At 66.7% G+C, this 11,921-nt stretch carries 11 protein-coding genes; 5 read left to right on the top strand and 6 right to left on the bottom strand.

The window, feature by feature from the left end; genetic code table 11:
- Positions 1-1,905, top strand: coding sequence for an ABC transporter ATP-binding protein (locus B5F70_RS08540; protein ID WP_087205147.1), 1,905 nt, complete (start codon positions 1-3; stop codon positions 1,903-1,905).
- Positions 1,906-1,998: 93 nt separating this feature from the next.
- Here B5F70_RS08540 and B5F70_RS08535 read toward each other — a convergent pair whose 3' ends face one another.
- The 4 genes from B5F70_RS08535 to B5F70_RS10540 form a co-directional block, all read right to left on the bottom strand.
- Positions 1,999-2,871, bottom strand: a complete 873-nt coding sequence (locus B5F70_RS08535; protein WP_087205146.1) for an alpha/beta hydrolase-fold protein — start codon at positions 2,869-2,871, stop codon at positions 1,999-2,001.
- Between the two features lie 99 nt (positions 2,872-2,970).
- Positions 2,971-3,807, bottom strand: coding sequence for an alpha/beta hydrolase family protein (locus B5F70_RS08530; protein ID WP_087205145.1), 837 nt, complete (start codon positions 3,805-3,807; stop codon positions 2,971-2,973).
- A gap of 154 nt (positions 3,808-3,961) precedes the next feature.
- Positions 3,962-4,720 (bottom strand): serine O-acetyltransferase, encoded by a 759-nt coding sequence (gene cysE, locus B5F70_RS08525; RefSeq protein ID WP_087205144.1) that lies wholly within the window; start codon positions 4,718-4,720, stop codon positions 3,962-3,964.
- A gap of 215 nt (positions 4,721-4,935) precedes the next feature.
- Complete coding sequence (locus tag B5F70_RS10540) at positions 4,936-5,079, bottom strand: hypothetical protein (RefSeq protein WP_206383538.1); 144 nt, start codon at positions 5,077-5,079, stop codon at positions 4,936-4,938.
- On the opposite strand from B5F70_RS10540, the gene rhuM reads away from it, so the two are divergent.
- The 4 genes from rhuM to B5F70_RS08515 all read left to right on the top strand — a co-directional run bounded on the left by rhuM (position 5,069) and on the right by B5F70_RS08515 (position 8,834).
- Entirely contained in the window at positions 5,069-5,419 is a 351-nt protein-coding gene (rhuM, locus tag B5F70_RS10890; RefSeq protein ID WP_241145956.1) for a RhuM family protein, read from the top strand. The two genes, B5F70_RS10540 and rhuM, sit on opposite strands and share 11 nt — an antisense overlap.
- A 66-nt stretch (positions 5,420-5,485) precedes the next feature.
- Positions 5,486-5,911 carry a type II toxin-antitoxin system death-on-curing family toxin gene (locus tag B5F70_RS10885; RefSeq protein ID WP_241145955.1) on the top strand — a complete coding sequence of 142 codons (426 nt, stop codon included), beginning with the start codon at positions 5,486-5,488 and terminating at the stop codon, positions 5,909-5,911.
- A 601-nt stretch (positions 5,912-6,512) separates the two neighbouring features.
- The gene (locus B5F70_RS10795; protein WP_206383536.1) at positions 6,513-6,998 is read left to right on the top strand and encodes an AAA family ATPase; all 486 of its coding nucleotides are present in this window, start codon (positions 6,513-6,515) and stop codon (positions 6,996-6,998) included.
- 3 nt (positions 6,999-7,001) lie between these two features.
- Entirely contained in the window at positions 7,002-8,834 is a 1,833-nt protein-coding gene (locus tag B5F70_RS08515) for a cation-translocating P-type ATPase (RefSeq protein ID WP_206383535.1), read from the top strand.
- A gap of 77 nt (positions 8,835-8,911) precedes the next feature.
- Here the strand turns inward: B5F70_RS08515 and B5F70_RS08510 are convergent, their stop codons facing one another.
- A complete protein-coding gene (locus tag B5F70_RS08510; protein ID WP_087205143.1) occupies positions 8,912-9,793 on the bottom strand; it encodes an acyl-CoA thioester hydrolase/BAAT C-terminal domain-containing protein in 882 nt (293 codons plus the stop codon).
- A gap of 47 nt (positions 9,794-9,840) precedes the next feature.
- Positions 9,841-11,916, bottom strand: coding sequence for a heavy metal translocating P-type ATPase (locus B5F70_RS08505; RefSeq protein ID WP_087205142.1), 2,076 nt, complete (start codon positions 11,914-11,916; stop codon positions 9,841-9,843).
- Positions 11,917-11,921: the final 5 nt, after the last annotated feature.

Genomic DNA, 11,921 nt, shown 5'->3' with positions numbered 1-11,921 from the left:
ATGGCACAGGAGAAGGACCAGAACATGATGACCGAGACTCCGCAAAACGCGCCGGCGCCCGCGCGCTATGCCGACCCCGCCGAGCCAGCGCCCTCGGGCGCGCCCGAGCCCGAGGCCGAGCAGGAGCTCGAGGTTCCCCAGAACGCCCGCGCCGTCATCGCCCGCCTCTGGCGCGAGTCGCGCGGCGAGCATTGGCGCTTCGCGGTGGTGCTCGTGTGCGTGGCATGCTACACCGTCGCCCAAATCTCGGCCCCTGCGTACAGCGCGCACCTCATCGACCTTCTGTGGGGCAACATCCAGGCGGCCCACGCGCGCGGCGAGCTCTTTACCATAGGCTGGGAGACGGGTGGCCGCGAGCTTCTGACGTTTGTGGGCATCTGGACGGTTGCCTGGGCGTTCTACACGGTGCAGAGCTTCACCATGGCGAGCTTTGCCGAGCGCCTGAACCTTAAGCTGCGCCACCGCATCGGCGAGAAGCTCAACCGCCTGCCCCTCAAGTACTACGACGCCCACAAGCCGGGCGACGTGATGAGCCGTGCCACCAACGACCTCGACAAGGTGTCCGAGGTGCTGCAGCGCGGCCTGCTCTCGATGCTCATGGCGGTGGGCTCTGTCACGGGCGCCGCCATCATGATGGTGCGCCTCAACCTGACGCTCTCGCTCGTGTTCCTCTGCTTTGCCGTCATCGCCGTCACGGGCACGCGGCTGGTGGCCAAGCGCACACTCGTGCTCGCTGCCGAGCAGCAGCGCGCCGTCGGCATCTTGAACGGCCATGTGGAGGAGGCGTATTCCGGCCGCATCGTCATCAAGGCGTTCAACCAGGAGGAGGCGAGCTCGGCGCGCATCCACGAGGCGACGCAGCAGCTTGCCGACACCATGCGCCGCACCGACTTTGTGACCAACGTCGTGGCACCCATGGTGCGATGCCTCGTGCGCCTGTCGCAGGTGGTGCTCGCGCTCATGGGTACGAGCATCCTCATGGCGGGCGGCCTCACCATCGGTACGCTGCAGGCCTTCTTCCAGTACGTCAACACGGCCTCCGAGCCGCTCACGCAGTTCTCGCTCACCATAAACCAGCTGCAGAGCGCACTCGCGGCGGTGGAGCGTGTCTTCGGCGTACTCGACGAGCCGGAGATTGAGCCCGATCCGGAGGTGCCCGTCCATGTGGCGGAGCCGGTCTCGGGCCGCGTCGCCTTTGAGCACGTGCGCTTTGGCTACGATGCCGACCGCCCGCTCATGACGGACGTCAACTTTGTGGCGGAGCCGGGGCAGAAGGTCGCCATCGTCGGCGCTACCGGCGCGGGCAAGACGACCCTCATCAACCTGCTCATGCGGTTCTACGAGATCGACGGCGGGCGAATCACCCTCGACGGCGTCGACACGCACGCCATGACCCGCAGCGAGCTGAGGAGCCATTTTGGCATGGTGCTGCAGGATGCATGGCTGCGCGAGGGCACGATTGCCGAGAACATCGCCTACGGCTGCCCGGGCGCCACGCGCGACGAGGTCATGCAGGCGGCAAAGACCGCGCAGGTCGACTTCTTTGTACGGACGATGCCCAAGGGCTACGACACGCTGCTCGAAAACGATGCGGAGAACATCAGCCAGGGCCAGCGCCAGCTCTTGACCATCGCACGCGTGCTGCTGGCGAATCCCGCCATCCTCATCCTCGACGAGGCGACCTCGAGCGTCGACACGCGCACCGAGCGCTCGATCGTGCAGGCGATGGAGGCGCTCACGCAGGGCCGCACGAGCTTTGTGATCGCGCACCGCCTCTCTACGATCGTCGACGCCGACCTCATCTTGGTGATGGACCACGGCAACATCATCGAGCAGGGCACGCACGACGAGCTGCTCGCACAGGGCGGCGCCTATGCGGAGCTCTACAACTCCCAGTTCGCGTAAGGCGGCTTAGCGCAAGGCGACGGGCCCGGGCGGGGTCCGTCGCCTTGCTTGAGGGCCCCGGTGGGGCCCGTCGTCTTGCCGTTGGGGGCGGTGCTACTCGCCGAACTTCTTCTTGGGCGGGCGCGCCTCGGTGAGCGCCGTGTAATCCACATTGGCCGAGCTCGGGTGCATGGGGCCCGGTGCGAACCAGTCGAGCGCGCAGTCGATCCACGCGTTCCAGAACGGCCACTCGTGCCCGCCGATGCCGGGCTCCCAATACGTCACGTCAAAGTCGGCGTCCTCGAGCAGTTGGACCACCTCGCGGTTGTTGGCGCAGAGGTTGTCGGACTTGCCGCATGCCCCGTAGAAGCGGGGCTTGGGCAGACTCGGGTCGGCGCGGAAGCGGTCGACCAGCGCAACGTAATCCTTCTCGGAGCCGAGGACCGTGTCGAGGTCGCCAAAGAACCGCTCGTAGTACTTGCGCTTGCGCGGGCTGTGCGATTCCACGGCGTCGAGCACGCGGTCGCGCATGAAGGCGCCCGAGAGCGAGATGATCGACCCAAAGCGGTCGGGGCGCAGAAGCCCGTTGATGAGGGCGGTGTAGGCGCCGATGGAGATGCCCGCGAGCGCCGTGTCCTCGCGCTTGCGCGAGAGCGGGAAGAGCCGCCGCGTCACCTCCACGAGCTCCTCGGAGATGAACTTGCCGTGCCACTCGTTGATCTCGGGCTTATCGAGGTAGAGCCCGTCCTCGCCGGAGGGCATGATGACGGCGACGTCGCGCGCCTCCGCCGTTTGGATGACGTGGGTCTTGTCGATCCAGTCGTAGTCCTGTCCAAACAGCCCGTGCAGCAGGTAAACCGTCCGGTACGGGCCCTGGCGGCGCTTGGCGAGCTTGGAGCCGTCCATCTTGTCGACGGGAATGACGGCCGTCAGCACAACGTTGCGCTCGAGGTAACGCGAGTAGAAATCAACTCTGAGGAGGGCCATGACGTCTCTCCCTTCGGTTTGACGTGGGACGCCGTGCGAGCAGCGGCGACATCGACGCCCGCGGAGCCGACCCGGGCAGCCGCGGGCGCATCATGTGGATCAGCGGGGCAGCCAGTTCAGCGCCATGGGGAGCGCTTGGTTCCAGAGGTTCCAGTCGTGTCCGCCCTGTAGCTCATGATACGTGACGTCGAGCCCCGTGCCGCGCATGCGGTCGGCGAGTACGCGGTTAGCGGGGGTCAACGGGTCCTGGTTGCCGCTCGCCATAAAGATGCGCGGGCGGGGCCGGTCGCAGTACACGAGGTCGGCGGCGAGGCGAGCGGGGTCCTTGTCGGAGTTCACCACCTGCGAGAGGTCGCCAAAGATCGACTCGAGGTAGGTGCGCTCCAAAAAGAAGAGCCCGTCGGAGATGATCTGCTCAAAGCCGTCGATGACCATGGCGCTCGACAGCGCGATGATCGACCCGAAGTTCTCGCAGTACTTGAGGCCGTTGCGCAGCGCGCCGTACGCGCCCATGGACACGCCGCCGATGAAGGTGTCCTCCCGGCGGTCGGAGAGCGGGAACATCCGACGGGTCACGTCGAGGAGCTCCTCGCCCACAAAGCGGCCGTAGTAGTTGTGGGTCTCGGGGTGGTCGAGGTAGAACGCGTTGTAGCCCGAGGGCATGACCACGGCGAGGTTGCGCTCCTCGGCAAGCGCCCGGATGCGCGTCTCGGAGATGAGGTCGGTGTGGTTGCCGGTGATGCCGTGGAGCAGGTAGAGCGTCTTGAACGGCGGCTTTTTGGAGGGGTAGTCGCGGCGGTCCCAGGCGCTCGGGTCGTGGCGACGGGTGTGGTCGACACCCATGGCCTCGCCGGCGTTATCGACGGGGAGGATGACGTCGAGGGTGGTGGTGCGCATCAGCGCAGCGGAGAAATAGTCGACGGAAAGACGTGCCATGCGTCTCCTTTGACTCGAAGGGTCATTTCGTCAACATTATAGAACGTGAAGGCGGGGCGGGTGGCGACGTGCCCTTCGGCGCGCGGTGCCGGCAGGGGGGCGGTATGGCTCGATGCCTCCTTGCGAGGACCCGCGGCGCCGTCGTCGCCCCTCGTTACGAGCTCTCGCCCTCGTGCGGGGGAAGGTCCTCCTCGCGCGCCGAGGCTGTTTTGAGCACGACCCCGCGCGCCTCCAGAAGCGCGGTGAGCTCGGCTACCTGCGCCTCGAGCTGGCCGATGCGGCAGGCGTTCTCGCGAATCTTCTCGCGGCTGAGCGCATATGCCTCGCGGACGGGATCGGGCATGTGCTCGTGGCGCTCGCGCGCGTCGGAGCGCTCCTCAAGTACGCGGCAGCCGTTGCGACGGACCACGCGGCCGGGTATGCCCACCACGGTCGCGTTGTCGGGCACGTCTTTCACCACCACGGAGTTGCCGCCGATGCGCACGTTGTTGCCGATCTGGATGTTGCCGAGCACCTTGGCGCCGGATCCCACCACGACGTTGTTGCCGAGGGTGGGATGGCGCTTGCCGTCCTCGTTGCCCGTGCCGCCGAGTGTGACGCCCTGGTAGAGGGTGCAGTCGTCGCCCACCACGGTGGTCTCGCCGATGACGACGCCCATGGCGTGATCGATAAAGAGCCGCCTGCCCAGCTGCGCGGCCGGGTGAATTTCGACGCCGGTAAAGAAGCGCGTGATCTGGGAGAGGACGCGCGCGGGCCCGTGCAGGCCGTGCGTCCAGAGCCAGTGCTCGGGCGTGTGCATCCATTTGGCGTGGAGGCCGGGGTAGGAGATGAAGATGGTGAAGGCGCTCTGCGCTGCCGGATCGCTGCGCTTGACGTTGGCGATGTCCTCGCGGACGGTGGTGATGATGCCCATGGCGGCTCCTGTCTGGGATGCCAAGTGTTGGGGGCGGCGCGCCCCCAAGGTGCGTTCCTGTATGGTAGGCGGCGGCGCGCTAAATGTCTAGCAAAATACTAGGATTAACATCCGGCGCCTCAGCGCCTTATAGACGTTATTCTCTCGTTGAGCTTGGCCCCATGCGGCCCCCGCACATTCAGGCGCACGGTCCCGCGGGGACGGTGAGACCTGCGTTACAAACGATGCTCCAGATAGGCGCGAAAATAGGGGAGCTCAAACGCCACGACTCCGCGGCGCTTCTCGCCGATGATGCCCGCGTCGATGAGTCGCCGTCGGTACTGGGCTATCTGCGCCGATGAGGAGACGGTGTGGCTCACGCAGACGCAGATGTCTGAGCTGTTTGGGCGCAGCATCGCGGTCATATCGCGTCATATTAGCAATGTGTTCGAGGAAAAGGAGCTGGTAAAAGAGGGTAATTTGCATTTTATGCAAATTGCTTCCTCGACGAAGCCGGTGGCCTTCTACAGCCTCGATGTCATCATTTCCGTGGGCTATCGCGTCAAGTCGCAGCGCGGCGTGGAGTTTCGCAGGTGGGCGACGGATGTGCTCAAGCGCTATGTTCTGCAGGGTCATGCGGAAAACGATGCGCGCCTGCGGCAGCTGGGGACGGTCGCGCGGATTATCGAGCGCCTGCCCGGCGAACTCGCGTCGCGGTAGACTCTCGATATCGTCGAGAGCTACACCGACGCCTACACGCTTCTCGACGCTTACGATCGCAAGGCTGTGCCGCGACCCCGCGGCGTCCGCTCAACCTATGTGCTCGATTACCACGAGTGCATGGAGCTCATTGCGCAGATGCGCCCGCGCTTTGGGAGCGACATCTTCGGACGTGAGAAAGACGAATCGTTCCGAAGCAGCATCGCCGCCATCTACCAGTCGTACGGCGGCGAGGAGCTGTATCCCTCGCTTGAGGAGAAGGCTGCGAACCTGCTGTACTTCATTATCAAAAACCACTCGTTTGTGGATGGCAACAAGCGCATCGCGTGCAGCCTGTTTCTGTACTTCCTCGATCGGAATGACGGCTTGTTCCGAGGCATCGAAAAGCGCGTGTCCGACAGCACGCTCGTGGCGATGGCGCTCATGATCGCAGAGTCGCGTCCCGAGGAGAAGGAGACGATGGTTGCGCTCGTGATGAACTTCCTCGCATGAGGCTGGACGGGGATCGGCCCCTCGCATCCATCCGCCAGCTCGTGCAAGGGTCGGGACGGATGCTCGGTGAGCCGATTTCGTGCGGATCGTGGCCGTTTCCGGGACGATGGCTTGTCCCGGAAACGGGTGCGGTACACTATCCGCTACGCCGGTTAGCCGGCAGCACCATGCGCGGGCATCGCCAAGTGGTAAGGCATCAGCTTCCCAATCGAGCGAGCAAGAGAACGCAAGCGCAACCAAAGCAACCCATAATCAAATAAGACCAGTTAAAACGCCCTGTTTTCGCAACGGGCGTTTTTTCATGGGCTCTCGCGCAATCGGAGCAACGCGCGTTTTTTCCGAATCGGTTCCGAGCGCAAGGCGCTCTCCCTGCACGCTGACGCCCGCAAACAAGGGGCTCGCAAAGCCGACACCGAGGCGCGCCCCACGTTCGCCAAGCCGCCGTCGGGCACCTCCGCCACAGACGTGGAAGTGCGGCGGCGCTGAAGCTCTGCGCGGCGCCTGCTCGCTTATGTGCGCATCGCGGAGGAAGGCCGGCTCTCTCGTCCGGATATTCCTCCCGTACCTGAATCCCAAAACAATCGGAAGGAGCGTGGGAGCCATGTGCCCGTGCAAGGTCCTGGCGATAGCGAACCAGAAGGGAGGGACGGGCAAGACCACGACGGCCGCGAGCCTGGGCGTCGCCCTCGCGATGCGCGGCAAGCGCGTCCTGCTCGTCGACGCGGACCCGCAGGGGGACCTCACCACATCGCTCGGGTGGAACCCGGACGAGCTCGAGGTGACGCTCGCCGCCCATCTCGAGCGAGCGGTCCTCGACGAGCCGTTCCCCTGCCGCGCGGGCATCCTGAGCCATGCGGAGGGCGTGGACCTGATGCCCGCCAACATCGAGCTCTCGGGGACGGAGGTGGCGCTCGTGAACGCCATGAGCCGCGAGCACGCCATGCGCTCGTGGCTCGACCGCGCGAAGCGCGGGTACGACTTCGCGATCATCGACTGCCCGCCGTCGCTCGGGATGATGGCCATCAACGCGCTCACGGCGGCGGACGGGGTGGTCGTCCCGGTGCAGGCCCAGTACCTCCCGGCGTAGGGGATGACCCAGCTCGTCAAGACCGTGAACCGCGTGCGGCGGCACATCAACCCCTCCCTCCGCATCGAGGGCGTCCTGCTCACGCTCGTCGACGCGCGCACCAACCTCGCCCGCCAGGTCGAGAGGAACATCCGGGGCTCGTACGGGGAGGCCCTGCGCGTGTACGAGGCAACCGTCCCCGTCGCCGTCAAGGCCGCCGAGAGCAGCGCGCACGGGAAGAGCGTGTTCGCCTACGACGCTTCGGGAAAGGTCGCGCGCGCCCGCTCCGGCATCGAACGGCTCGTCCATCTGACGCCGCGCGCGGCACGGCGCATCGCCCGCGCAACGGCCGAGGGCGGGGAGCCGCGCCCCGTGGCGGAGGAGACCATCGCGGCGGAAGCCGTTCAGGTGGGCGACATCCTACGCGTGCTGCCCGGGGAGGCCGTGCCCGTAGACGGCGTCATCGTCTCCGGTCAGACCTCGGTGAACCAGGCGGTCATGACCGGCGAGAGCCTGCCGGTGGACAAGGGCCCGGGGGACGAGGTGTCGTCCGGCACGGTCAACCAGTTCGGATCGTTCGACATGGCCGCGACGCGCGTAGGCGAGGACTCGTCCATCCAGCGGATGATTCGCCTCGTGCAGTCGGCCGACGCCGACAAGGCCAAGATCGTGAACCTCGCCGACCGCTGGGCGGTGTGGATCGTCGTCATCGCCCTTGTGGCAGCAGTTCTCACCTATCTCGTGACGGGCGAGATCATCCGCTCGGTCACCATTCTCGTCGTCTTTTGCCCGTGTGCGCTCGTGCTCGCCACACCCACGGCCATCATGGCGGCGATCGGCAACGCCACCAGGCACGGCTTTCTGGTGCGCGAGGGGGACGCGCTCGAGCGCCTGGCGCAGGTCAGGCGCGTGTGCTTTGACAAGACAGGCACGCTCACCACGGGGGAGCCGCAGGTGGTTGCCGTGTGCGCGGGCGAGAAGGACGTGAGCGAGGACGCGTTGCTCGCGGTTGCCGGCGCGGCCGAGAAGCGATCAGAGCACCCCCTCGGGCGCGCCATCGTGGCCGCGGCCACGGAGCACGCCGGAGCGGCGCCGAAGGACCCAACGTCCTTTGCCATGGTGCCCGGTCGCGGCGTAGTGGCCGAGGTGGGCGGGCGCACGGTGTACGCCGGCAGCGCTGCGCTGCTGGCGGAGCACGGTCTGGCTATACCGGACGCGCTGGGGAGGCGCGTGGACGCTACGCGCGCCGAGGGGGCAACGATCACCTATCTCGGCTGGGGCGACACGGCAGCGGGGTTCATCGCACTCGCCGACCGCGTGCGCGAGAACGCCACCGCTACGCTTTCGGCAGTGTGGGAGACGGGCGTGGAGCCGGTGCTCCTCACGGGGGACCACGAGGCGGCGGCCGCCCACGTGGCTGCCGAACTCGGCATCACCACCTACAAGGCCGCCTGCCTGCCCGAGGACAAGCTCTCCTTCATCGATGACTCGGAGCGCGCGGGCAAGGGCGTTTGTATGGTCGGCGACGGCGTCAACGACGCGCCTGCGCTCAAGCGCGCGCTTGTGGGCATCGCCATGGGAGGCGTCGGCAGCGATATCGCCGTTGACGCGGCGGACATCGCGCTCGTGAACGATGACATCGCCGAGCTGCCGCACCTCCTGCGCCTCTCCCGCCGCATGATGACGACCATCAAGATCAACCTCACGTTCTCGATGACGCTCAACTTCATCGCGATCGCGCTCGCCATCTCGGGCGTCCTGAACCCTGTGGTGGGCGCCCTCGTGCACAACGCGGGCTCGGTGCTCGTTATCGTCAACTCCGCGCTTCTGCTGGGATGGAAGCCGCGTGTTCGGTAAGGCTGCTTGGGGCGGTATTCGGCCTAGCGGCGAGCTTGATGATTGACGCTTACGAGGCGTTCCTGTAGAAGCATCCGTTACCACCGGGCGAGAAACGCGAGCGTCTGGGTGAAGGCGTCCTCGCGGCTCCGCCGGCATGCTTCGGGGTGGGCGCGCTCAACGCGGAAGAGCTTGAGCGAGGGTGTCTCCATGGGCACGAGGATGTGGCTCGCGTACTCGTAGGAGCGTCGCGTGATCTCGAAGGGATGGGCGTGCTTGGCGAGGCACTGCTCGACGATCCGACAGGCCTCGTCGCTCGGCCACATGGCGTCATGCGAGGGGCTGGCGAGAAGGACGGGCCCGTTGATGCGCTCCACGGCAATCCAGGCCTCCTTGGGCGCGCGCTCGACGATCCGCTCGTAGACGAAGCGCATGTCGAGCTGGCGCTCGGTGACGATACGGCGGATGATGCCGAGGTAGGGGAGCCTCCCGCCGCCCCGCGCGCAGGGCATGGGCTCGCCGCGCCAGGTCCAGCTCGAGCGGTCGCTCAGACCCTTGCCGGCAAGGCTTTTGTTGCCGGTGATGCCCGGCATGGCGCAGGCGAGCGGGGAGATGGCGACGACGCAGGTGATCTGAGGCATGAGCGAGGCGGCGAGAAGCGCCAGCTCGCCGCCCTTGGAGATGCCGTAGATCCCCACGCGGTCAAAGCCACGCTGCCGGAGATAGGCGACGGCACGCTCGATTGGCTCGATCGGCACCTCGATGAGCTCATCGGGGAGTCCCGGCGCGTTCCAGTAGCACAGGCCGAGCGCCGCGATGCCCTCCCGTGCGAAACGCGCACCGAGGTTGCGCGGGATGTTCTCGTTGCCCTCGCTGCCGCCGAGCACGATGAGAGCCTTGCCGGAGTACGCTTCGACGTGCCGCTCCGGCAAGTGGAGGAATCCGAAGAAGCCGTCTTGCTCGACGGTGAACCGCTCCATGTCCCACTTCCCAACGACAGGCCCCACAGCGGACCGATTGATGCTTCCTAGAGACGTCGAGCGCTTTCTGCGGCCAGCGCGATGGTGGTGCCGTTGTGCAGGAGCGCCGAGGTCTGGGGTCGGATGATGCCGACGATTCCCGCAGCGAGAAGGGCCGAGTTGATGCCCATAACCGCGGTGAACGAGCGGTCGAGGCGCCCCATGAGGGAGCGGCTGAGCGCGTGCAGGCGCACGATGGCGTCGAGCCCGCCCGCGGCGAGCGTGACGTCGGCGACCTCCTGCGCGATGGCGGTGCCCGTGCCCATGGCGATGCCCACATCGGCGGCGGAGAGCGCCGGCGCGTCGTTAACGCCGTCACCCACCATGACGACGCGTTGCCCGCGAGCCACGAGCGCCTCCACGTAGGCATGCTTGTCCTCGGGGAGCAGGTCAGCCCGGTACTCGGTGATGCCCGCCTCGGCGGCGATGCGTGCGGCGGTGCGCTCGTTATCGCCGGTGAGCATGATGATGTGGCCGATGCCCTGTGAGCGAAGTGCCGCAATTGCCTCGGGCACTCCTGCCTTTAAGGGATCTTCGATGCCGAGCACGCCCACCAGCTTTCCGTCTTGGGCGAGGTAGAGCGGTGAGAGGCCTTCGAGGTCGCCGTCGATGCGCGCCTCTGCCTCGGGGGCGACTTCGACGTGCTCGTCCTCCATCACGAAGTGGCGACTACCGATGACGATGCGCTTGCCATCGAGCGCCGATGCGATGCCGTGCGCCACGATATAGGCGACCTCGGCATGGCGTTCGCGATGCTCGAGGCCGCGCGCGGCGGCGGCCGCCACCACGGCGCGCGCCACGGGATGCGGGAAATGCTCCTCCAGGCAGGCCGAGGTGCGCAGCACCTCGTCCTCGGTCCAATCGGGCACGAGGGCGAGCACGCGCGCGACCCGGGGCGTCGCCTCGGTGAGCGTTCCCGTCTTATCGAACACGATGGTGTCGGCGGCGGCGATGGCCTCGAAATGCTTGGCACCCTTGACGGCTATGCCTTCGTGCGCGCTCTGGCTCATGGCGGAGAGCACGCTGATGGACGACGTGAGCCTGAGGGCGCAGGAGTAGTCGACCATGAGGGCGGCCGATGTCTTGGCAAGGCTTTTCGTGGTCGCCGCCACAAGCCCCGCAAGCAGGAAGTTCCACGGCACGAAGCGGTCCGCGAGGTGCTCGCGGCGCGTCTGGACCTCGCTTTTGAGCTGCTCGGAGGCTTCAACGAGATTCACGATGGAGCGGAGCTTGGTCGATGCGGGCTCGGCGCCCACGCGGATGACGATCTCGCCCTCTTCAACCGCGGTGCCGGCGAAGACGTCGTCGCCGGCCATGCGCCCGACGGCAAGCGGCTCGCCGGTGAGTGCCGCCTGGTTGACCATGGCCGCACCGCATACCACCACGCCGTCGACGCACACGGGCATGCCGGTGCGCGCCACGACGAGGTCGCCTGCGCGGAGACTCTGGGTGGGCACGGTGACCTCCTCGCCGTCCTCAAGGCGCCGGGCGTTTTGAGGAATGGCCATGAGGGAGCGGATGAGTTCGTGCTCTGAGCGCTCACGGGTGGCGTCCTCGAGGACCTCTCCCAGGTCGAGGAGGAACATGGTGCTCGCCGCGGTTTTGGGGTCGCACTTGACAAACGACAGGCCGATGGCCGTGGCGTCGAGTACCGGCACATCGAGGCGGTGCCGCATGAGCGAGGTGAGGCCGGCGCGCAGAAACCCGAGGTAGTGAAGGCCGGCCCATACCGCCCTCAATGCGGGCGGGAGGAGCCAGCGGCGGATGAGATGGTTGCCCACTAGGCAGATGATGCTGCGCGCGGCGGACGGGACCGCGGGCGCGAGCGCCGTGGGCGCCTGGGCGCGCACCGCATCGAGCTGGACGCGGCTGAGCTCGTTCAGCCGATCGAGCAGGGCGGTTCTTGCAAGGGCGTCGCGGTACCAGATGGCGACCGAGCGAATGCGCGGGTAGGAGCGCACGCGCTCGACGCCTGTCCACGAAGAGAGCGAGGTCTCGAGGGCGAGGGCGTCGGACGGGTCAAGGTGATCGGCAAACGTAAGGCGCAGACGCCCCGGCACCTCGTGTTCGATGACGTATCGCACGGTCG

Origin of the sequence: Collinsella sp. An268, assembly GCF_002159765.1 — a bacterium.
Taxonomy (GTDB): domain Bacteria; phylum Actinomycetota; class Coriobacteriia; order Coriobacteriales; family Coriobacteriaceae; genus Coprousia.
The sequence above is the reverse complement of the archived record's forward strand: the minus strand, read 5'-3'. Positions and strand labels throughout refer to the sequence as shown.

Coding starts and splice junctions, on each gene's coding strand:
- B5F70_RS08540 (WP_087205147.1), top strand. CDS start 1: ATGGCACAGGAGAAGGACCAGAACATGATGACCGAGACTCCGCAAAAC.
- B5F70_RS08515 (WP_206383535.1), top strand. CDS start 7,002: ATGACCCAGCTCGTCAAGACCGTGAACCGCGTGCGGCGGCACATCAAC.
- B5F70_RS08530 (WP_087205145.1), bottom strand. CDS start 3,807: ATGGCACGTCTTTCCGTCGACTATTTCTCCGCTGCGCTGATGCGCACC.
- B5F70_RS08510 (WP_087205143.1), bottom strand. CDS start 9,793: ATGGAGCGGTTCACCGTCGAGCAAGACGGCTTCTTCGGATTCCTCCAC.
- cysE (WP_087205144.1), bottom strand. CDS start 4,720: ATGGGCATCATCACCACCGTCCGCGAGGACATCGCCAACGTCAAGCGC.
- B5F70_RS08535 (WP_087205146.1), bottom strand. CDS start 2,871: ATGGCCCTCCTCAGAGTTGATTTCTACTCGCGTTACCTCGAGCGCAAC.
- B5F70_RS10795 (WP_206383536.1), top strand. CDS start 6,513: ATGTGCCCGTGCAAGGTCCTGGCGATAGCGAACCAGAAGGGAGGGACG.